Source organism: Bradyrhizobium sp. SZCCHNS3052 (genome assembly GCF_032484495.1).
Classification (GTDB): domain Bacteria; phylum Pseudomonadota; class Alphaproteobacteria; order Rhizobiales; family Xanthobacteraceae; genus Bradyrhizobium.
The window spans coordinates 276886-296965 of the sequence record NZ_JAUETB010000004.1 but is presented as its reverse complement, the minus strand read 5'-3'; the positions used below and the strand labels follow the sequence as shown (position 1 = coordinate 296965).

The 20080-nt window shown below is 66.4% G+C and carries 20 protein-coding genes; 13 read left to right on the top strand and 7 right to left on the bottom strand.

Going from position 1 to position 20080, the window contains the following annotated elements:
- Positions 1–50 precede the first annotated feature (50 nt).
- The gene (locus QX073_RS16320) at positions 51–968 is read left to right on the top strand and encodes a pirin family protein (protein ID WP_316226026.1); all 918 of its coding nucleotides are present in this window, start codon (positions 51–53) and stop codon (positions 966–968) included.
- Positions 969–1010: 42 nt separating this feature from the next.
- Positions 1011–1925: a phosphoribosylaminoimidazolesuccinocarboxamide synthase gene (locus QX073_RS16315; RefSeq protein WP_315715007.1), complete on the top strand. Its 915-nt coding sequence runs from the start codon at positions 1011–1013 to the stop codon at positions 1923–1925.
- Between the two features lie 1177 nt (positions 1926–3102).
- Here QX073_RS16315 and QX073_RS16310 read toward each other — a convergent pair.
- The 4 genes from QX073_RS16310 to QX073_RS16295 all read right to left on the bottom strand — a co-directional run bounded on the left by QX073_RS16310 (position 3103) and on the right by QX073_RS16295 (position 5946).
- Positions 3103–3780, bottom strand: coding sequence for a nitroreductase (locus QX073_RS16310; protein ID WP_315751798.1), 678 nt, complete (start codon positions 3778–3780; stop codon positions 3103–3105).
- 121 nt (positions 3781–3901) lie between these two features.
- Entirely contained in the window at positions 3902–4570 is a 669-nt protein-coding gene (locus QX073_RS16305) for an HAD hydrolase-like protein (RefSeq protein ID WP_316226025.1), read from the bottom strand.
- 4 nt (positions 4571–4574) lie between these two features.
- Complete coding sequence (locus QX073_RS16300; RefSeq protein WP_316170046.1) at positions 4575–5204, bottom strand: glutathione S-transferase; 630 nt, start codon at positions 5202–5204, stop codon at positions 4575–4577.
- Positions 5205–5262: 58 nt separating this feature from the next.
- Positions 5263–5946: a phytanoyl-CoA dioxygenase family protein gene (locus QX073_RS16295; RefSeq protein ID WP_315825642.1), complete on the bottom strand. Its 684-nt coding sequence runs from the start codon at positions 5944–5946 to the stop codon at positions 5263–5265.
- A 299-nt stretch (positions 5947–6245) separates the two neighbouring features.
- Here QX073_RS16295 and QX073_RS16290 point away from each other — a divergent pair, with 299 nt between their 5' ends.
- On the top strand, positions 6246–6848 hold the full coding sequence (locus QX073_RS16290; RefSeq protein WP_315825643.1) for a hypothetical protein: 603 nt from the start codon (positions 6246–6248) through the stop codon (positions 6846–6848).
- A gap of 28 nt (positions 6849–6876) precedes the next feature.
- On the opposite strand, the gene QX073_RS16285 is transcribed toward QX073_RS16290, so the two are convergent.
- Both QX073_RS16285 and QX073_RS16280 read right to left on the bottom strand, forming a co-directional pair.
- Positions 6877–8370: an NAD-dependent succinate-semialdehyde dehydrogenase gene (locus tag QX073_RS16285; protein ID WP_315825644.1), complete on the bottom strand. Its 1494-nt coding sequence runs from the start codon at positions 8368–8370 to the stop codon at positions 6877–6879.
- Between the two features lie 152 nt (positions 8371–8522).
- The gene (locus tag QX073_RS16280) at positions 8523–8843 is read right to left on the bottom strand and encodes a hypothetical protein (protein ID WP_011942561.1); all 321 of its coding nucleotides are present in this window, start codon (positions 8841–8843) and stop codon (positions 8523–8525) included.
- A gap of 342 nt (positions 8844–9185) precedes the next feature.
- Between QX073_RS16280 and QX073_RS16275 the strand changes: the two genes are divergently transcribed.
- Positions 9186–10379, top strand: coding sequence for a serine hydrolase domain-containing protein (locus QX073_RS16275; RefSeq protein WP_315716945.1), 1194 nt, complete (start codon positions 9186–9188; stop codon positions 10377–10379).
- Positions 10380–10565: 186 nt separating this feature from the next.
- Here the strand turns inward: QX073_RS16275 and QX073_RS16270 are convergent, their stop codons facing one another.
- Positions 10566–11567: an adenosine kinase gene (locus QX073_RS16270; protein ID WP_315751792.1), complete on the bottom strand. Its 1002-nt coding sequence runs from the start codon at positions 11565–11567 to the stop codon at positions 10566–10568.
- Between the two features lie 70 nt (positions 11568–11637).
- On the opposite strand from QX073_RS16270, the gene murJ reads away from it, so the two are divergent.
- From murJ to miaB, 9 genes are all read left to right on the top strand, one after another.
- Positions 11638–13197 carry a murein biosynthesis integral membrane protein MurJ gene (gene murJ, locus QX073_RS16265; RefSeq protein WP_315716943.1) on the top strand — a complete coding sequence of 520 codons (1560 nt, stop codon included), beginning with the start codon at positions 11638–11640 and terminating at the stop codon, positions 13195–13197.
- A 48-nt stretch (positions 13198–13245) separates the two neighbouring features.
- Complete coding sequence (gene trpS / locus QX073_RS16260) at positions 13246–14298, top strand: tryptophan--tRNA ligase (RefSeq protein WP_315716942.1); 1053 nt, start codon at positions 13246–13248, stop codon at positions 14296–14298.
- A gap of 190 nt (positions 14299–14488) precedes the next feature.
- A complete protein-coding gene (locus QX073_RS16255; RefSeq protein ID WP_315716941.1) occupies positions 14489–14983 on the top strand; it encodes a universal stress protein in 495 nt (164 codons plus the stop codon).
- Between the two features lie 108 nt (positions 14984–15091).
- Positions 15092–15661 (top strand): NifU family protein, encoded by a 570-nt coding sequence (locus QX073_RS16250; RefSeq protein ID WP_315716940.1) that lies wholly within the window; start codon positions 15092–15094, stop codon positions 15659–15661.
- Positions 15662–16236: 575 nt separating this feature from the next.
- Complete coding sequence (gene tsaB / locus QX073_RS16245; protein ID WP_315716939.1) at positions 16237–16938, top strand: tRNA (adenosine(37)-N6)-threonylcarbamoyltransferase complex dimerization subunit type 1 TsaB; 702 nt, start codon at positions 16237–16239, stop codon at positions 16936–16938.
- The gene (gene rimI / locus QX073_RS16240; protein WP_316166350.1) at positions 16935–17417 is read left to right on the top strand and encodes a ribosomal protein S18-alanine N-acetyltransferase; all 483 of its coding nucleotides are present in this window, start codon (positions 16935–16937) and stop codon (positions 17415–17417) included. Before tsaB ends, rimI begins: the two co-directional genes overlap by 4 nt.
- 43 nt (positions 17418–17460) lie before the next feature.
- Positions 17461–17913: a Fur family transcriptional regulator gene (locus QX073_RS16235; RefSeq protein WP_315716937.1), complete on the top strand. Its 453-nt coding sequence runs from the start codon at positions 17461–17463 to the stop codon at positions 17911–17913.
- Complete coding sequence (locus tag QX073_RS16230) at positions 17906–18625, top strand: HAD family hydrolase (protein WP_315716936.1); 720 nt, start codon at positions 17906–17908, stop codon at positions 18623–18625. The genes QX073_RS16235 and QX073_RS16230 overlap by 8 nt, the downstream gene beginning before the upstream one ends.
- Positions 18626–18681: 56 nt before the next feature.
- Complete coding sequence (gene miaB / locus QX073_RS16225) at positions 18682–20079, top strand: tRNA (N6-isopentenyl adenosine(37)-C2)-methylthiotransferase MiaB (protein WP_316226024.1); 1398 nt, start codon at positions 18682–18684, stop codon at positions 20077–20079.
- The last annotated feature ends 1 nt before the right edge of the window (position 20080 follow it).

The following is a 20080-nucleotide window of genomic DNA, read 5'->3' as shown; positions in this document are numbered from 1 at the left end:
CGCCTTCGTGAAGCTGCTAAGCTCGCGCGACCACATTGCAGGAGCGCCCCATGAGCTGGCAGCCATCGATCGATCCCGAGTTCGGCGATCCCACCTCGTGCGATGCGCTGGAGCACGTCATCGTGCCGCGCACCCGCGATCTCGGCGACGGTTTTGCGGTGCGCCGCGCGCTGCCGCACGGCCGACGCCAGATGGTCGGCCCGTTCATCTTCTTCGATCATTTCGGCCCGGTGCAGTTCATGTCCGGCAAGGGCATGGACGTGCGGCCGCATCCGCATATCGGGCTTGCCACCGTCACCTATCTGTTCGACGGCGCCATCATGCATCGCGACAGCGAGGGCAACGTGCGGGAGATCCAGCCCGGCGCGATGAACCTGATGACGGCGGGCCGCGGCATCGCCCATTCCGAGCGCACGCCCGACCTGCAGCGGCAGAACGGGCAGAAGATGCTGGGCCTGCAGAGCTGGATCGCGCTGCCGGTCGAATCGGAAGAGATCGCGCCGAGCTTCCAGCACTACGCGGCGGACGCGCTGCCGACGGTCAGCGACACCGGCTTCTCCGCGCGCGTCATTGCCGGCAAGGCGTTCGGCGCGGCCTCGCCGGTCACGATGGTCTCGCCCTGGTTCTATGTCGAGGTCGCGGCGCAGGCCGGCACGGTGGTGCCGCTCGATCCCGATCACGAGGAGCGCGCCATCTACATCGTCGATGGCGAGGTCGAGATCGCGCGCGAGCGCCACGAGGGCCCGCGGCTCCTGATCTTCCGCCCGGGCGACGCCATCAGCGTGCGCACGGTGAAGCCGACCCGGATGATGTTCCTTGGCGGCGACGCCCTGGAAGGGCCGCGGCACGTGTGGTGGAATTTCGTCTCCTCCAGCAAGGAGCGCATCGAGCAGGCCAAGCAGGACTGGAAAACCGGCCGCTTCGCCGCCGTTCCGCAGGAGCACGAGTTCATTCCGCTGCCGGAATAGGCTATTGCGGTCGCAACGCTCCCGTTTCGAAGGCTCTGCACGATGACCACGCTTCTCGCCAGCAATCTGCCGCTCCCGAAGATCGGCCGCGGCAAGGTCCGCGACATCTATGCCGTCGGCGACGACCGCGTGCTGCTGCTGACCACCGACCGGATCTCGGCCTTCGACGTCGTGATGAACGAAACCATCCCGATGAAGGGCGCGGTGCTGACGCAGATCTCGGCCTACTGGTTCAACGCGCTCGAAGGCGTGGTGCATCACCACATGATCTCGGCCGACACCGACACGATCATCGCGGAGGTGCCAGCGCTGGCGCCGCATCGCGACGAGATTCTCGGGCGCGCGATGCTGTGCAAGCGCACCACCGTGTTCCCGATCGAATGCGTGATCCGCGGCTATCTCTCCGGCTCGGCCTGGAAGGAATATGCGGCCCATGGCACGCTGGCCGGCGAGCAGCTTCCCGCCGGCCTCGTCGAGAGCCAGAAGCTCGACCCCGCGATCTTCAGCCCCGCGACCAAGGCCGAGACCGGCCATGACGAGAACATCACCATTGCGCGAATGCGCGAGGTGGTCGGCGACGACACCGCGTATACGCTGGAGAGCATGACGCGCGCGGTCTACACGCTGGGTGAAAAGCTGGCGCGCGAGCAGGGCATCATCATCGCCGACACCAAGTTCGAGTTCGGCCGCGACAAGGACGGTCACATCATCCTGATCGACGAGGTGATGACGCCCGACTCGTCGCGCTTCTGGGCCGTCGATGCCTATCAGCCGGGCCAGCCGCAGCCGAGCTTCGATAAGCAGCCGCTGCGCGACTATCTCGATGCCGAGCGCCGTGCCGGCCGCTGGAACGGCGACGCCCCCCCGCCGCCCTTGCCGCAGAGCGTGGTGGATGCGACCAGCCAGCGCTATCTGGAGGCGTTCCGGCGGGTGACGGGCAGCGAGCTGAAGATCTGAGCACTGCACGTCTCTCGCCGCGATGACGGAGCCGAAGGCAGTATTTTCTTCGGAGTGGGAGTCGAACTGGTACCGTATCGGCGGTGCGCTCCCCCGCCCCGCTTGCGGGGAGAGGGCTGGGGTGAGGGGGGCTCTCCATGCACACCAGACTCGCGGAGAGCCCCCGTCACCCGGATTGCATCTTCGATGCAATCCGACCTCTCCCCGCAAGCGGGACGAGGTGAGAACTGATCGTTCTGCGAGGCGCGTGCTCACATCAGCCAAGGCATCGTTGATCATCGGAGAGTTGCTAACGAGACGCGCTGCGTCGATCTCGCGGCCATGCTTGCCCGAGCTATGCTGATCGATCTCGCCCTCTGAAAATGCGAGGGCGCAGGGAAGGCCGGGAGCTGGCCGCCCCCATGGCCCGCGTGCGAAAGAAAATGCACGCGGCGGTCACCACAGGTTCAGCCGAGACATCCCGGCCCTCCCTGCGCGATGGGTTTAACGGCTGCTCCGTACTCTCCCCGGGGACCGGCTTGTTTGCCCCCGTCGCCCGCCACGACGCACGAACGTCATCGCGAGATTGGCGCCAGCATCGGGGCGCCAGGACCACACGGCTTGACCGTCCGCGCGCTGCCGTTCGTCAGCGCAAGAGCGCCTGACAGGCACGCGGCCACCGCTCCCCGCCTCTACGTATCGTGACGACGCGTACGCCCCTCTGCATGAGGACGGGATGCGCGGACAAGAACACGACTTCGGAAAAATAGCAACAACAAAATCATGCAAGAGGAATTCGACGTCAAATTTTTCGATAGCTGACGCAAAACGTGTGCTCCTCGCCCCGATCGGCAGCGCCGAATGACGCCCTGACCAGGCTCGTTTTTTGGCCGGAGTTTCTTCTGCTAGATCTCTTTGACGCGGAGCGGCACGACCATATCGGCCGAATGACCTCGTCCGGGCCAGTTTCCCCAGACGACTTCCGCGCGGAATGTCCGCCCGCGACAGTGCACGGTCAGAACCTCTCCGACGACCGGCGAGATACCTTCGCAATAATTTTCATCGCGACGGAGCTCCTTCTCGGTAACGAGCTCTCCAGACTTGAGAAGTATCCGTCTGATCCAATAAGGCATCTGTGATTTTTCGAGCTATCGAAGCCACGACGTCTGTCGTTCCCTGCGGTCCCCGAGATGCCCGTCTAGTCCTCGAACCCCACGAACACCGTCGCTTCCTTCACCGGCTTCCGCTCCGACACCACGGCATTGGCGGGGAAATCGTGATCGGGCCAGCCCAGCGCGATGCTCTTCATGATGACCTGGTCGTCGGCGATGCCGGCGTGCTCGCGGACCACGGGCGATTGCATGATGCCCTGGCTGTTGATGACGGCGCCGAGGCCGCGCGACCAGGCGGCGTTGACCAGCGCATTGGTGACGGCGCCGCAGTCGAACGGCGTGTCGTCGCTGCCATCAAGCGCACGATCATAGGTCACGATGATGCAGACCGGTGCGTCGAACTGGCGGAAGCCGCGCAGCACCCAGTCCTGTCGCTTGTCCTTGTCGTCGCGCGCGATGCCCATGGCGGAGAACAACTGCTTGGCGACCTGCACCTGGCGCTCGCGATGCGCGCCCGCGAAGGGCTGGCCGATACGGAATTCACGCGACTGCGGGACGCCGGCGACCATCCGCTCGGTATTGCCGGCGCGGATGCGGTTCAGCGGCTCGCCGGTGATGACGTAGAAATTCCAGGGCTGGCTGTTCATCGACGACGGCGCGCGCATCGCAAGCCCGATGATCTCCTCGATCAGCGCCCGCGGCACCGGATCGGGCTTGTAGCCGCGGATGCTGCGGCGGCCGAGGATGACGTCGTCGAACTGCATGTGTGTGATAGTCCCGTGATGACAACTGACCTGCCGCGAATATTCGCGGCTTTCCGGTTCCGGTGCAAGGTTGACGCGCGAACCGATCGGGGTGTCGCGAACACAGGAGGTTGTGATCGAGCTAGACCTTCAGCATCGACAGCACGGCGCGCGCGAGATCGGCCGGACATTCCACGAGGCGGTCGGCGCCGGCCATCTCGAGCTCGTCGCGGCTGCCATAGCCCCAGAGCACGCCGAGGCTGCGCATCCTGACCGCGTGGGCGCCGGCAATGTCGTGGCGGCGGTCACCAACCATGATCGCGTCGGAGGGTGCGATATTCCGCTCGGTGAGAATATGCGCGAGCAGCTCCGGCTTGTGGTCCAGCAGACCTGACGGCACCGAGCCGTGGATGGCGTCGAACAGCGACGCGAGATCGAGATGCTCGAGGATGCGGCGCGCAAACACCTCCCGTTTGGATGTCGCGAGATAGAGCCGCACCCCCGCGCCATGCATCTCGTGCAGCGCGTCCCGGATGCCGGCATAGAGTTCACTGCCGAACAGTCCGCTCTCGCCGTAATGCTGGCGATAGGCGGTCACCGCTTCGTCGACCCGATCGTCGTCATACGCCTGCAGCAGCGCCCGCAACATGTCCTGCAGCGGCGGCCCGATGACACTGCGGATATCGAGCGTGTCGTCCGGTGCATGCCCGAGCGCGCGCAACGCCACTAGGGCGCTCGCGGCGATGCCGGGCTGGGAGTCGATGAGAGTGCCGTCGAGGTCGAGCAGGACGGAGTGACGACCGAGGCTCATCATATCAAGCCTTCGCACTGGGACGGCTCGAAACTACACCATACCACCGCGCGAGATGGTGGAGGTGATCCGGTGGATCGAGCTTGGCGCGGACCGCGAAATCCACCGTCACCATGGCGCTGATGTCGGCAATGGTGAAGTCGGGTCCGCCGACGAAGGCATGATCGGCCAGCCGCGCATCGAGCCACGCGAAGTAGTGCGCGGCGCGGAGACGCCCCCGCTCGGCAAGCGCCGGAATCTGCTCGAGCGGCAACGGGCCGGGCAGAGCGCGGCTCTCCAACCCTGGCGCACTGTTCCGGAACGCTTCCTGGATGGCGTAGATGCCATCCCATTCGATCCGCCGCATCCAGCATTCGATCAGCGCGCGTTCCTCCGCACTGCGCCCCATCAGGGCCGGCTCAGGATGCAGCTCCTCGAGGTAGCGGCAGATCGCGATGATGTCGGTGATCGCAGCGCCGCTGTCGAGCTGCAGGACCGGCACCGTGCATTGCGGGTTCAGCGCGCGAAATTCCGGCCGGAACTGCTCGCCGGCGCGCAGGTCGAGCTGAACGGTGGGAATCGTGAGGCCCTTCTCCGCAAGGAAGATACGTACGCGGCGCGGGCTTGGTGCCGTCGCGGAATCGTACAGCCTCATGAGCGTCCTCCTCTGCAGGATTTGGGCTGGAAGGTTGAAAGCTGCGCGGATGGCGCGGCTACTCCGCGCCGAAGATTTCGTCCTGGTCCATGCGCACCGCACGCAAGGCGCGGGTCCGTCGCCACGCGTCGAGCTGCACCGAGGTGGCGTAGGTGATCAGCAGCGAGCGGCGGCGGGCGCCGCTGCGGTTGCGGGTCGCGCCGTGCAGCAGGTTGACGTCGAACAGCAGGATGTCGCCGGCTTCGCCTGTCGTGACCAACGGGGCAGCCTGCGCATCATCCGTGTCGCGGCGATGCGTGCCCGGCGCCACCCGCGTCGCGCCGTTGTCGGGGCCGAACGGATCGAGAAAGGCGAGCGCCGAGACGGCGTCGGTACGGAACCGGTCGACGCCGTCGCGATGCAACGGCTGCTGGCCGCCATCGGCGAGCGGCTCGCGGCCCTCGACTTGGCCGAGGAAGAACGGCGCCTTGAGAATGTGAGACACGGCCGCGAGCATCACCGGCAGCCGGCAGGCGCGCTGCACCGTGGCATCGAGATCGACCATCGCGTGGCGCCAGTCGCGGCCGCGCGGCACCGGCCATTGCTCGGATGGCAGCGTGCCCGCCTCGAACGCATCGCGCAGCGGCGGGAGCCAGTCCGCCGGAATCGCGCCGCGCAGCAGCAGATAACCGTCCGCATCGAGGCGGCGCGCATCCGCGTCCGGAAGCTGGCCGACACCGACGCGCGTGAAGGCTGCGGTCATGGTGAGCTCGCACATTGAGAGGTCGTGGTTCGCCGCGTCATGGTCGACGATCCGGCGCGTCTGGGCAAGCGGCTCGCTTACGCCCGTGCAGCCCGGTGGCGATTCGCGCCGTCGCATTCATCCGGTGGTGATGTCCATCGCCGCAGAAGACGCTGAGACGATGGGCCGCACTGCGGAACGGGCGGCTCGTAGCCGCAGTTCACCGTTCGTTAACCCTCTCGACCTACGCCTCGTTAGCAACACTCTGCAACGATCCGACATACGGGGTAAACGAGCAGTCGAGCTCCTTGGAAGCACACATGGTCGCCATCCAAAGCACCAACCAGATCTCGCCCGCCAACGAGCGGGTCTATCGCCAGAGCAACCTGCTGGGCGAGTGGAAGGGCAGTTGGACGGCCAACGGCCAGGCCGTGAGCTTCAAGGTCGTCAACATCAGAGGCGCCGCCGCGACGGTGGAATACACCCATAACGGCCGCACCGAACGCGGCATCGGCCAGGTCAACGGCTCGACCATCGACTTCGGCTCGGTCACGCTCGGCACCAAGAACGGCAAGAACGCCGTGCTGCTGTTTTCGGCCGGCGGCGGCAAGGCCACCGCGATGCTGGAGAAACAGGCGCCTCCCGCCGACGAGAGCAATCTGGTCGGCAGCTGGGCCGGCTACTCCGGCGAAAACGGCCAGAGCGCGAGCTTTCGCGTGCTGTCCGTCAGCGGCAAGGAGGCCCAGGTCAGCGTCACGACCAACGGCGTCACGCGCCAGGGCACGGGGATCGTCTACAACAACGTCATCATGTTCGGTCAGTCGCAGATCTCGACGACCGACGGCAAGAGCGGCAAGGTCATCTTCCAGGTCGGCAACAAGTCCTATCTTGTGCCAGTGGACAAGCTGCCCAAGACTGCTTGAGCTCGGCCTGAGCCCAGGCGTCCAGAGCTCAGACGCCCGCCATCATCACGTATTTGATCTCGAGGTATTCCTCGATGCCGTGATGCGAGCCTTCGCGCCCGAGGCCGCTCTCCTTCACGCCGCCGAACGGCGCGACCTCGGTGGTGATCAGACCGGTGTTGACGCCGACCATGCCTGATTCCAGCGCCTCCGCGACGCGCCAGACCCGGCCGAGATCGCGGGCATAGAAGTAGGACGCGAGGCCGAACGGCGAGGCGTTGCACATCGCGATGACATCGGCCTCGTCCTTGAAGCGAATGACGGGCGCGAGCGGGCCGAACGTCTCCTCATGCGCGACCAGCGCGTCGGCCTTGACGTCCCGAAGTACGGTCGGCTCGAAGAAGGTGCGGCCGAGCGCATGGCGCTTGCCGCCGGTGACGACCTTCGCCCCGCCTTTGACCGCGTCGGCGATGTGGCGTTCGACCTTCTCAACCGCCTCTTCGTTGATCAGCGGCCCCTGGGTCACGCCGGCCTCGGTGCCCTCGCCGATCTTCATCGCCGCGACCTTGGCGGCGAGCTTCGCGACGAAGGCGTCGTAGATGCCGTCCTGCGCATAGAGGCGATTGGCGCAGACGCAGGTCTGGCCCATGTTGCGATATTTCGAGACCATGGCGCCTTCGACAGCCGCATCGACATCGGCATCGTCGAACACCACGAACGGCGCGTTGCCGCCGAGCTCGAGCCCGAGCTTCTTCACCGTGCCGGCCGACTGGCGATAGAGAATCTTGCCGACCTCGGTCGAGCCGGTGAAGCCTATGAAGCGCACCGACGGATGCTCGCACAGCACTTTGCCGATCGGCGGCGCGTCGCCGGTGACGATGTTGAGCGCGCCCGCCGGAATCCCGGCGCGTTCGGCCAGCACGGCGAGCGCCAGCGCCGACAGCGGCGTCTCGTTGGCCGGCTTCAGCACCACGGTGCAGCCGGCGGCGAGCGCAGGCGACACCTTGCGGGTGATCATCGAGTTCGGGAAATTCCATGGCGTGATGGCGCCGCAGACGCCGATCGGCTGCTTCAGCGCCAGCAGGCGCGCATCCGGCTTCTGGGTCGGGATGGTCTCGCCATAGACGCGACGCGCCTCCTCGGCGAAGAACTCGATATAGGCGGCGCCGATATCGACCTCGCCGAGCGCCTCCGCCAGCGGCTTGCCCTGCTCGGAGGTGAGGATCAGCGCGAGGTCCTCGCGGTTGGCCGTGATCAGCTCGAACCATTTGCGCAAGGTATTGGAGCGCTGCTTGGCGGTCAGCCGGGCCCAGGACGGGAACGCGCGCGCGGCGGCCTCGACGGCTTGCGTGGTCTCCGCCGCACCGAGCTGCGCGACCTTGGCGAGCTCGGCGCCGGTGGCCGGATTGTTGACCGGAAGCACCGGCGTACCGACCCACGCACCATCGATGTAGCACTGCTCGCGCAGCAGCGACGGATCCTTCAGGCGGTCACGCAGGCTCGGGGCGGCAGTGGAGGCACGGGCGGCGGCGGGCGGTGTCATCGGGCTACTCCTCGAAAGCGAGCGATCGTCCCCGAATATAGCCACGCCCCGGTGGCAGCGCACGGCGCGTGCGCCTCCTCAACGGTACATTCGATCCGGCGATCCGTGCCTGTACGGCACCAAATGCTGAATGCTGACGAGCCGACCCGGGATCAGGCCGCGCCGCTCATATAGGTCTCGCGCCGGCCGATCATGCGCTCCGCCGCCGCCTTGGCGTCGGCCTTGGTCGAGGTCGCGCAGGTGCGGTATTCCAGGTCCGGCAAGGCGGCGGGATCACGGCGGCCGAACCATGATTTCTGCCCCACGGGCAGCAGCGCCAGGGCCTGCGCCACATTGTCGACCGCGCCGAACGCATACAGCGCCCCGGTCGCCGCGATGCGCACTTCGTAGATGCCGGGCGTGATCGGCGCCTCGATATTGTCGCCGCGCCCCGGGCGGGGATACCGCTTCCACTCGCTCCACGTTGAAATCATATCGCCCCCAACGGCGGACATTGCCGCCAAAGCCATGCCATCGGCTCGAAAAAGCCGGTTCTTGAACCCTTTAATGCAAAAATGGTTGCAACTCACAACAGTCGCAAGGCCGTGGTGGGAACATGGCCCCCATGTGTCGGACTCGCGACTGAGTGGAACTAATCATGATTCTGGCGAGAAATTGAAGCGCTGTGGCCTCCGCAGCGCTGTTGTCCCCCGCCTGCTTCGTTCGCGCCGCATCATCACGAGATCGCGACCGGCCGTAAGACCGGCGGTCCTTGCTGCCCAGGCCGGCCCGAGAAACAATCGCCTACCGTCATCAAGAACGGAACGGAGGAGACCATGCAGAACAAGACCGACATCGACGGCGTGCTGCGGCAGAAGGCGGAGGCGGGAGAGATTCCCGGCGTCGTCGCTATCGCCGCTGACAGCAACGGCATCATCTACGAAGGCGCCTTCGGCAAGCGCGACCTCGGCCGCGACGACCCGATGACCACCGACAGCGTGTTCTGGATCGCCTCGATGACCAAGGCCATCACCTGCGCGGCCGGGATGCAGCTGGTCGAGCAGGGCCGGCTGTCACTGGATGCGCCGATCGGCACGGTGCTGCCGGACCTCGCCGCGCCCAAGGTGCTCGACGGTTTCGACGCCAATGGCGAGCCGATCCTGCGGCCGGCGAAGACCGCGATCACGCTGCGCCATCTGATGACCCACACCGCCGGCTTCTGCTACGACATGTGGAACGGCGATATGGCCACCTATGTGCAGAAGGCCGGAACGCCCGGCATCATCACCTGCAAGAACGACGCTCTCAAATTGCCGCTCGCCTCCGATCCCGGCACGCGCTGGGAATACGGCATCAACATCGATTTCGTCGGCAAGGCGGTCGAGGCCGCCAGCGGCCAGAAGCTCGACGCGTACTTGCGCGACCATCTGTTCGCACCGCTCGGCATGGACGATACCGGCTTCAAGCTCGGCCCGTCGCAGCGAGCGCGTCTGGTCGGCATGCATGCCCGCGGCGAGGACGGCAGCCTGGCGCCGATCCCGTTCGAGCTCGAGCAGGAGCCGGAATTCCACATGGGCGGCGGCGGGCTCTACGGCACGGCCGGCGACTACATCCGCTTCACCCGGATGATCCTCAACAATGGCCGCGGCAACGGCAACCAGGTGCTCAAGCCCGAGACGGTCGCGGCGATGCGCGACAACCATATCGGCGAGCTCGAGATGACGAAGATGGCCGCGGCGGTGCCCGGCGTGACCAACGACGTCGATCTCTATCCCGACATTGTCAAGAAATGGGGCTTGAGCTTCATGATCACGACGGCGCAGACCCCGGAGGGCCGCAGTGCCGGCAGCCTCGCCTGGGCCGGCCTCGCCAACACCTACTACTGGATTGATCCTGCGCGCGACGTCACCGGCGTGATCCTGATGCAGCTCCTGCCGTTCGCCGACCGGCTGTGCCTGGAGACCTTTGCCGGCTTCGAACGCGGGGTCTATGCCGGGCTCGATGCCGCGGGCGGACAGAAGGCGGCGTGATCAGATTGCCAACTGACCGGAGTGAGCTCGGAATGAGTTAGTTGGCATCATGCCCGGGCTTGGCCCGGGCATCCACGTCTTCGGTCCCGCAGCTCGATAAAACGTGGATGGCCGGGTCAAGCCCGGCCATGACGGTGGAGAGAGTTGTGTCTCCGGTGAAAAAGAACGCGTGACCTCAGCTTCGACCTACACCTTCAGTCCGTTCTGAGCCGCCAATTCCTTCAGCGACACCTGCGGCCTTGCACCAATGTGCTGGATCACTTCGGCGGCGGCGAGGCCGCCGAGGCGGCCGGCCATCTCATAGCCGGTCTTGCGCACCAGCCCGAACAGGAAGCCGGCGGCGAACAGATCGCCCGCGCCGGTGGTATCGACCAGGCTCTCGATCGGATGCGCCGGCACCGAGATCACGCCGTCATTCGACACCACGACGCAGCCTTGTTCGCTGCGGGTGACGATGCCGAGCGTGGCGTCCTCACGCAGCTGCTTCAGCGCGCCGTCGAAATCCGAGGTCTGGTACAGCGAATGCAGCTCGGCCTCGTTGGCGAAGACGAGATCGACGGTGCCGCCGCGCATCAGGTCGAGAAACTCCTCGCGATAGCGATCGACGCAGAACGAATCCGACAAGGTCAGCGCGACCTCGCGTCCGGCGTCATGCGCGATCGCCGCCGCCTTCACGAACGCATCCTTGGCGTCCTTCGGGTCCCACAGATAACCTTCGAGATAGATGATGCGCGCCGCCGCAATCTGCGCGGGATCGATGTCCGCGGCGGTGAGATTTTGCGCGGCGCCGAGATAGGTGTTCATGGTGCGCTCGCCGTCCGGCGTCACCAGGATGTAACAGCAGCCGGTCGCCGGGCCGTCGGCAGCGGGCACGGTATCGAAGGTGACGCCGGCGGCGCGGATATCATGCCGGTACATCCGGCCGATCTGGTCGTCCTTGACCTTGCCCACGTAAGCGGCACGCGCGCCCAGGCTGGCGAGGCCAGCGATGGTGTTGGCCCCCGAACCGCCGGACATCTCGGTGGCCGGACCCATATCGGCATAGATCGCGGCCGCGCGGGCCTCGTCGATCAGCGCCATGCTGCCCTTGGTCATGCCGTGCCGGGTGAGAAAGGCTTCATCGGCATGCACCAGCACGTCGAAGATCGCGTTGCCGATCCCGAGAACATCGTATTTCGCGTCAGTCATCCACTGGCCCCGTTTACGGCGTTTTGCAAACGCTGCGGCCTATCACAAGCGGCGCTGCTATAGAAGCCTGATGATCCGCTCATTCGTGACTGTGTTGTCAGGAACACTGGCCTCGCGCCTGCTCGGCTTCGTCCGGGATGCGCTGATGGCCGCGCTGCTCGGCGCCGGTCCGGTCGCGGACGCATTTCTCGCGGCGTTTCAGCTCGTCAACGTCGTCAGGCGATTGCTGACGGAGGGCGCGCTCAATGCAGCCCTGGTGCCGGCCTGGCTGCGAATATACCAGCAGTCTGGTAGGACACATGCGGCAGCTTTTGCCGGCCGCGTGCTCGGCACCGTCAGCGCCGGCCTGCTCGCCGCCACCTTGGTGCTGGCGCTGCTGATGCCGTTCGTGATGACCGTGCTCGCGCCGGGCTTCGCCGGTGAAGAGACGCTCACCCTGGCCGTCAACGATGCCAGGCTGATGCTGCCCTATCTCGCCTTTGCCGGCCCCTCGACGGTGCTGCTCGCACTGTCCAGCGCGCAACGACGCTTTGCGCTCGCGGCCTTCGCCCCGCTGCTGTTCAACGTGGCATTGATCAGCGTGACCATCGTGCTGCTGATGCAACATCCGGACCCTGGAAGCGCCGCGCTGCTGCTCGCCGCCACGATCGGTGTCGCCGGGCTGCTGCAGCTCGCGATGCTCGCGCGGCGAGGCCGCGACGGCCCCCTCGCCTCGCCGGTGCGCGTCACCTTCCATGGCGAAATGCGCGGCTTCTTCGCCAAGGCGCTGCCCGGCATGGTCGCCAGCGCCGGCCCGCAATTGCTCGCGGTCGGCGGCGCGGTCATCGCCTCCACCTCGCCTTCCGCGGTGTCGTGGCTGTATTTCGCCAACCGCCTGATCGAGCTGCCGCTCGGGCTCGTCGGCGTTGCCATGGGCACGGTGCTGGTGCCGGAGCTGACGCGCGCGCTGCACGAGGGCAACGAGGAGGCTCTGGCGGAGGTGCAATCGCGCGGCCTCGAGCTGACGATCGGGCTCGCGCTGCCTGCGACGCTCGGACTCATGATCCTGAACGAGCCGATCATTCGTTTGCTGTTCGAACATGGCGCATTCAGTTCGGACGATGCCGCCGCGACGGCGCAGGTGCTGACCTGGCTCGCGGCAGCGTTGCCGGCGCAGGTGCTGACCAAGGCGCTGCAGCCCGCCTTCTTCGCGCGCGAGGACACGCGGACGCCGCTGCGCGCGACGTTGATCGGATGCGGTGTCGCGATCGCGCTGGCGTTCCTGCTCGCACAATTGTTTGCGGCAAGTGGCATCGCGGCAGGGCTCGCGCTCGGTGCCTGGGCCAATGCGGCGGTCCTGATCCGGCGTGGCGCCACGCGCTTCGGTTTCGCGCTTCCCCCTGCCTCGCGGCGCCGGCTGCCGCGCATCACGTTGGCTGCGATGGTCATGGGCGCGGTCCTCTGGACCGTCGCCGGACGCTTCGCCGGCACGTGGAGCAGCAGCCATCTCGGCGCGGCCGCCCTGCTCGCCGCCCTGATCAGCGGCGCCATCATCCTCTACGGCGTGCTTCTGTTGTCCCTGGGCGCCGTAAGCTGGCGCGAAACCGTCCGGGCGATCCGGCAAAAGCCCGCCGGCGACTTGCACCTTTGAGGCGCACGTGCCAAACGACCCCAAATCCATTCATCCGGAACAGTGACCATGGCCTTCGTGGAACGGGTTTTCTCGGGCGTCCAGCCGACCGGCAACCTGCATCTCGGCAACTATCTCGGCGCGATCGTCAACTTCGTGAAGATGCAGCAGACCCACAACTGCATCTATTGCGTCGTCGACATGCACGCGATCACCATGCCGATCGATGTCTGGGGCGGCCCCGCCGAACTCGCGCGCAACACCCGCGAGGTCACCGCCGCCTTCATCGCCGCCGGCATCGATCCGAAGAAGCACATCGTTTTCAACCAGAGCCAGGTCTCAGGGCACGCGGAGCTCGCCTGGATCTTCAACTGCGTTGCGCGCATCGGCTGGCTGAACCGCATGACGCAGTTCAAGGAGAAGGCCGGCAAGGACCGTGAGAACGCATCGGTCGGTCTGTACGACTATCCGGTGCTGATGGCCGCCGACATCCTGCTGTACCGCGCCACCCATGTTCCGGTCGGCGAGGACCAGAAGCAGCATCTCGAGCTCTCCCGCGACATCGCGCAGAAGTTCAACAATGACTACGGCGACTCGATCCGCAGCCACGGCTTCGGCGACGGCCTGTTCTTCCCGCTTCCGGAACCCTTCATCACCGGTCCCGCGACGCGCGTGATGTCGCTGCGCGACGGTACCAAGAAGATGTCGAAGTCCGATGCCTCGGACTATTCGCGCATCAACCTGACCGACGATGCCGATACGATCGCGCAGAAGGTCCGCAAGGCCAAGACCGATCCGGAGCCGCTGCCGACCGAGGAAAAGGGGCTGGACGCGCGTCCCGAGGCCGACAACCTCGTCGGCATCTACGCGGCGCTGTCGGACCGCAGCAAGGCCGATGTGCTCAGGGATTTCGGCGGCGGCCAGTTCTCCAGCTTCAAGAACGCGCTGGTCGAGCTGTGCGTCACCAAGCTCGGGCCGATCGCCGCGGAGATGAAGCGCCTGACCGCCGATCCCGGCTACGTCGAGTCCGTGCTGGTCGACGGCGCCGACCGCGCCCAGGCCATCGCCGCGGAGACCATGAAGACGGCCAAGGACATCGTCGGCTTCATCCGCAAGCCCTAAGCAGCACGGCGCGCGCTCCGGAGTCGGCCTTGCGGCCGTAGCCAGGATGAGCGAAGCGACATCCTCGCTACTAGAAGCCGCACCACCGCTGTCGTTGCGGGCGCGATGGAACCCGCAGCCCTCTCCCCAACGGAGATGGGCTGTGGCAGCATCGCGGCCGGATCGACTCGCAGCAGCAGGCGGGAACGCGATGGCGGCGCAGCGGCAGAGCTACCAGACCGGCCATGCGCCGAAATGCCTGGTCGTGGTCGACGACAGCGAGGAGTGGGACCGCGCGGTCCGCTATGCCGGCCGCTGGGCGGTCCGTTCCGGCGGCCGTATCGTCATGCTGCACGTCATCGAAACGGAGGACCAGAACCAGCAATGGCTGGGGGTCGCCGATCTGATGCGGGCCGAGGCGCAGGAGCAGGCGCATGCCGAGCTCGACCAGGCCGCGGCGCTGCTGTCGGCGATCGGCGTGACCGCGCCGGAACGGGTGATCCGCGAGGGTGAGCCGACGGCGCAGATCCTGGAGACGATCGAGCACGACAGCGACATCGCGCTGCTGGTGCTCGCCGCCCATTCCGGCCCCGAGGGCCCCGGCCCGCTGGTCACCCATGTCACCAAGACGAGCGGTGCCTTCCCGATCCCGCTGGTGATCGTGCCGGGCGATCTCGGTGACGCCGATCTCGACGCTCTTTCATAGGCTTAGATCGGAAACGCCGGCCATGCCCCCTTGATCGTGCGCGCGTTCGCGCCATCTGCTATGAGGACACCACAGGCCGGCCTTGAACCGGCGCTGCCGGAGAAAACCATGTTCATCCAGACCGAAGCCACCCCCAATCCCGCCACCTTGAAGTTCATCCCGGGCCGCGTCGTGTTGCCCGCGGGCACGATGGAGTTCGGCAGCCGCGACGCCGCCGCACGCTCCCCGCTGGCCGAGCGCCTGTTCGCCGTCGACGGCGTCAGCGGCGTGTTCTACGGCGCCGATTTCATCACCGTCACCAAGAGCGACGGTGAGTGGCAGCACCTCAAGCCGGCGATCCTCGGCGCGATCATGGAGCACTACATGTCGGGCGCGCCGCTGCTCGCCGACGGCAGCGCCGCCAATGACGAATCCGCCGACGAGGACGACGAGTTCTACGACGAGGCCGACACCGAGACGGTCGGCATGATCAAGGACCTGATCGAGAGCCGCGTCCGTCCGGCCGTAGCCAATGACGGCGGCGACATCACCTTCCGCGGCTTCAAGGACGGCATCGTCTATCTCAACATGAAGGGCGCCTGCTCGGGCTGCCCGTCATCGACCGCGACCCTGCAGCACGGCATCCAGAACCTGCTGAAGCACTTCGTGCCCGAGGTGGTTGAAGTCCGGCCGATGTAGGAAGGCAATGGCGAATGGGGTTGGCGAACAGATCTGCGCGCTAATCAGCATTTGCCTCTGCTCACGCTGCGCCGCCGAGGGTGGCGGCCACGGCCGCCCCCACCGCATGCTCGACGGTATCTCGCTCGTCACCGCGCTCGGCGCGCCGACCGGCTTCGCCGGCGCCGCCCAGACTTGCGCCAATCGGTACTTTCGCCGGACCTGTTCGTCGCCCCCCACTGCGCTCGAACTTGACCGAGCGGAATTGGGCGTTTGAGGCTGGTCCGGATGAGGCGGCGACCCCCATGCCATCGGTGCCGAACCCGAGCACCGGCTTGCGAGCGATTGATCGCCTCGACCCGGCCCCCTCGCGCCGGGCATCGCCTTTGCCACCGGGATGGCGCGGCGGCCTGAACGTCGAACCGGACGATCAATCCAACAGCCCGGAAAGATTTGCTTGAATGAGCGCCAATTCAGTAGTTTGCGGTCGTGCGCCGTGATGCGTTTTTCCCGATCAGGATGTAAGAAAGCGGCAACCGACTTTATCGAAGCCCCAAAAAGGTATTCGGCGCTCCTTTCAATGTGAATCTGACCGGATGTTGATCCTCGCCATCGATACTGCCCTCGACCATTGCGCGGCTGCCGTTCTGGACACTGATTCGGCCGCGATGCGCGCCGAGGAAACGCTGCCGATGAAGCGCGGCCACGCCGAGGCGCTGATGCCGCTGATCGCGCGCGTGATGCGCCAGTCGGGCGTCGGCTTCCACGAGCTCGACCGCATCGCGGTGACGACGGGTCCTGGTAGTTTCACCGGGCTGCGCGTCGGCCTCTCCGCCGCGCGCGGCATTGCCTTGGCGGCGCACAAGCCGGTCGTCGGCGTGACCACGCTGTCGGCCTACGCGGCGCCGATCGTCAGCGAGGACCGCGCCAACCCGGTGATCTCGGCGATCGATGCCCGGCACGACCATGTCTACTACCAAGTCGTGAGCGGCAGCGGCGAGGAACTGGTCGCGCCCCAGGTCGCTGCGACAGACGACGTCCTGGCGGCCGCGCGGCTCGGCGCCCCGCACCTCGTCGGCAACGCCGCGGCGCTGCTGGCCGAGCGGTGGCCCAAGGACGCAGCCGCGCCAGTTGCGGTCGACTCGCAAGACGGGCCCGACATCGGCTGGGTCGCCTGGCTCGGCGCGGCCGCCGACCCGGCGCACGCGCCGGCGCGGCCGTTCTATCTGCGCGCGCCCGACGTCAAGCCGCCCGCCGGTGCGGCGCGTCAACCGGCGCAGACGGCCGTCTCGTCATGAACATGTTCTTCCGCTGGCTCGGCAGCCCCAAACCGTTGATCGAAGCGGCCGCGCCGCGCGACGCCGCCAGGCTCGCCCAGATCCACGCCGCCTCGTTTCACCGCGGCTGGGGCGAAGGCGAGTTCGAGGCGATGCTGGCCGAGCGCAACACCATGATCCATCGGCTGCGGCTCGGGCGGAAGCTCATCGGCTTCATCGTCTCGCGAATCGGCGCGGACGAAGCGGAAATATTGTCAGTTGCACTTGACCCAAATCAGCGCGGCCGCGGATTTTCTCGTGATCTGTTGCTGCAGCATCTCGGGCACCTCGCGGGGCGCGGGGTCCGGACGGTCTTTCTCGAAGTGGAGGAAAACAACCAGCCGGCCCGCCGACTCTATGAACGCGCCGGATTTGCGACCGTGGGCCGTCGGGAACGCTATTACCTTCAGCCCGGCGGGGAACAGTTGAATGCGCTTCTGATGCGCCGGGACTTGTCGTAACCTGCGCTTGGTGGCAGAAAGCGCATCCTTGAGGCGAGACACGATGACCTCCTTGAAAACCACGCCAGCGCTCAATTCCACCGGAATCGAGGCCCGCTGTGCCGCCACCGGCATGCGCATGACCGAGCAGCGCCGGGTCATTGCCCGCGTGCTCGCGGAAGCCTGCGACCATCCCGACGTCGAGGAGTTGTACCGGCGCTGCGTCGCCGTCGACGACAAGATCTCGATCTCCACGGTCTATCGCACCGTGAAGCTGTTCGAGGATGCCGGCATCATCGAACGCCATGATTTCCGCGAGGGCCGCGCCCGCTACGAGCAGATGCGCGACAGCCATCATGATCATCTGATCAATCTGCGCGACGGCAAGGTGATCGAGTTCACCTCCGAGGAGATCGAGAAGCTGCAGGCCGAGATCGCCCGCAAGCTCGGCTACAAGCTGGTCGATCACCGGCTGGAGCTGTATTGCGTGCCGCTCGACGAAGAGACGAATGGCTGACGCGGCGCCGGCTTCGAACCTCGATCTCGTCATTTTCGATTGCGATGGCGTGCTGGTCGACAGCGAGGTGATCTCCTGTCAGACGCACGCCGACGTGCTCAGCCTGTGCGGCTATCCGATCACGACCGAGCAGGTGTTCGCGCGGTTCCTGGGCCGCTCCCTGAAACAGGCGAAGCTCGAGGTCGAGGCCGAGCTCGGTCGTTCCCTGCCCGACGATTTCAACCCGAAACTGCAGGATCGCCTGTTCCGCGCCTTCGAGCAGGACCTCGCGGCCATCGACGGGATCGCGGAGGCGCTCGACACCATCGACGTGCCGGTGTGCGTCGCCTCCTCCGGCTCGCACCAGCGCATGCGCGTCAGCCTTGGCGCCACCCGGCTCTACGATCGCCTCGCCCCGCACATCTTCTCATCCTCCCAAGTCGAGAACGGCAAGCCCGCGCCCGATCTGTTCCTGTTCGCGGCAGCGCAGATGAAGGCGCGTCCCGCGGCCTGCGTGGTGGTCGAGGACAGCACGGCCGGTATCCGGGGCGGTGTCGCGGCCGGCATGACAGTGCTCGGGTTTCACGGCGGCAGCCACTGCCGGCCCGGGCACGCCGACGACCTGCGAGCGGCCGGCGCCACCGTGGTTTTCGACGACATGCGGCAGTTGCCGGCGATTCTGAGCCGGCTGGCCGAGAAAAAGCCCGCGATCGCTGGATTTTCGGCCCCCTAGCCTATATCTGAGCGCGGCGCCGAATTGGGCGCGCCTCCGACTGCATGCAAGGGTTCATGACGCCGCCGCGCAAGCTGCACATCAAGTCCTATGGCTGCCAGATGAATGTCTACGATGCCCAGCGCATGGTGGACACGCTGGGGCCTGAGGGCTTCGTCGAGACCGCCGAGGCCGGCGACGCCGATCTCGTGATCCTCAACACCTGCCACATCCGCGAGAAGGCCTCCGAGAAGGTCTATTCGGAGCTCGGGCGGCTGCGGGTCGCGAAGGAGGACGCCGCGCGGGCCGGCCGGACGATGCAGATCGCCGTGGCCGGCTGCGTGGCGCAAGCGGAAGGCGAGGAGATCATCGCCCGCGCCCCCACCGTCGACGTCGTGGTCGGCCCGCAGAGCTACCACCATCTGCCGCAGCTCCTGGCCCAGGCTCGCCGCGGCGAGCGGGCGATCGAGACCGAATTCCCGGCCCAGGACAAGTTCGACTTCCTGGCGAAACCCAGCCGCGCGGCGATCCGCGCCCGCGGCGTCTCGGCCTTCGTGACCGTGCAGGAAGGCTGCGACAAGTTCTGCACCTTCTGCGTGGTGCCGTATACGCGCGGCAGCGAGATGTCGCGTGCGGTGACACGCATCGTCGACGACGTGACGCAGCTCGTCGACAATGGCGTTCGCGAGATCACCCTGATCGGCCAGAACGTCAACGCCTATCACGGCGAAGGCCCTGACGGCCGGCCCTGGACGCTGGGGCGGCTGCTCCATGGGATCGCCGAGATTCCGGGCGTGGCGCGGATCCGCTACTCGACCAGCCATCCCAACGACGTCGACGACAGCCTGATCGCGGCGCATCGCGATCTCGAAGCGGTGATGCCGTTCGTGCATCTGCCGGTTCAGTCGGGATCTGACCGCATCCTGAACGCCATGAACCGCAAACACACGGCGACTGACTATCGCAAAGTCGTCGACCGTTTTCGCGCCGTCCGTCACGACATTGCATTCTCTTCGGATTTCATCGTCGGGTTCCCGGGCGAGACCGAGGAAGATTTTCGCGCCACCCTCGCCCTGATCGACCAAATCGGCTACGCTGCGGCGTATTCGTTCAAGTATTCGCCGCGCCCGGGAACTCCGGCAGCGGACATGCCGGAGATGGTGTCAGCGACCGAGATGGACGAGCGATTGGAGCGCCTCCAGAGCTTGATCGACAGCCAGCAAGCAGCCTTCAACAAGGCCGCGATCGGCCAGGTCGTCGACGTGTTGTTCGAGCGGCCAGCGCGCAAGCCCGGGCAACTGGTCGGACGGACCGCGTATCTGCAACCGGCCCACGTCATGGCGTCCGACGACATCATCGGCCAGGTTCTGCCGGTGCGGATCGACAGTCTCGAACGCTACAGCCTGCTCGGCGAGCTCGTCACGGCCGCGCCGGCAGTGATCTCCCCCACGCCCCTCGTGTCCATCGGAGGCTGAG

Bases quoted from the DNA above. Each gene is read 5' to 3' on its own strand.
- QX073_RS16320 (WP_316226026.1), top strand. From the start codon at position 51: ATGAGCTGGCAGCCATCGATCGATCCCGAGTTCGGCGATCCCACCTCG.
- QX073_RS16315 (WP_315715007.1), top strand. From the start codon at position 1,011: ATGACCACGCTTCTCGCCAGCAATCTGCCGCTCCCGAAGATCGGCCGC.
- QX073_RS16310 (WP_315751798.1), bottom strand. From the start codon at position 3,780: ATGCAGTTCGACGACGTCATCCTCGGCCGCCGCAGCATCCGCGGCTAC.
- QX073_RS16305 (WP_316226025.1), bottom strand. From the start codon at position 4,570: ATGAGCCTCGGTCGTCACTCCGTCCTGCTCGACCTCGACGGCACTCTC.
- QX073_RS16300 (WP_316170046.1), bottom strand. From the start codon at position 5,204: ATGAGGCTGTACGATTCCGCGACGGCACCAAGCCCGCGCCGCGTACGT.
- QX073_RS16295 (WP_315825642.1), bottom strand. From the start codon at position 5,946: ATGACCGCAGCCTTCACGCGCGTCGGTGTCGGCCAGCTTCCGGACGCG.
- QX073_RS16290 (WP_315825643.1), top strand. From the start codon at position 6,246: ATGGTCGCCATCCAAAGCACCAACCAGATCTCGCCCGCCAACGAGCGG.
- QX073_RS16285 (WP_315825644.1), bottom strand. From the start codon at position 8,370: ATGACACCGCCCGCCGCCGCCCGTGCCTCCACTGCCGCCCCGAGCCTG.
- QX073_RS16280 (WP_011942561.1), bottom strand. From the start codon at position 8,843: ATGATTTCAACGTGGAGCGAGTGGAAGCGGTATCCCCGCCCGGGGCGC.
- QX073_RS16275 (WP_315716945.1), top strand. From the start codon at position 9,186: ATGCAGAACAAGACCGACATCGACGGCGTGCTGCGGCAGAAGGCGGAG.
- QX073_RS16270 (WP_315751792.1), bottom strand. From the start codon at position 11,567: ATGACTGACGCGAAATACGATGTTCTCGGGATCGGCAACGCGATCTTC.
- murJ (WP_315716943.1), top strand. From the start codon at position 11,638: ATGATCCGCTCATTCGTGACTGTGTTGTCAGGAACACTGGCCTCGCGC.
- trpS (WP_315716942.1), top strand. From the start codon at position 13,246: ATGGCCTTCGTGGAACGGGTTTTCTCGGGCGTCCAGCCGACCGGCAAC.
- QX073_RS16255 (WP_315716941.1), top strand. From the start codon at position 14,489: ATGGCGGCGCAGCGGCAGAGCTACCAGACCGGCCATGCGCCGAAATGC.
- QX073_RS16250 (WP_315716940.1), top strand. From the start codon at position 15,092: ATGTTCATCCAGACCGAAGCCACCCCCAATCCCGCCACCTTGAAGTTC.
- tsaB (WP_315716939.1), top strand. From the start codon at position 16,237: ATGTTGATCCTCGCCATCGATACTGCCCTCGACCATTGCGCGGCTGCC.
- rimI (WP_316166350.1), top strand. From the start codon at position 16,935: ATGAACATGTTCTTCCGCTGGCTCGGCAGCCCCAAACCGTTGATCGAA.
- QX073_RS16235 (WP_315716937.1), top strand. From the start codon at position 17,461: ATGACCTCCTTGAAAACCACGCCAGCGCTCAATTCCACCGGAATCGAG.
- QX073_RS16230 (WP_315716936.1), top strand. From the start codon at position 17,906: ATGGCTGACGCGGCGCCGGCTTCGAACCTCGATCTCGTCATTTTCGAT.
- miaB (WP_316226024.1), top strand. From the start codon at position 18,682: ATGACGCCGCCGCGCAAGCTGCACATCAAGTCCTATGGCTGCCAGATG.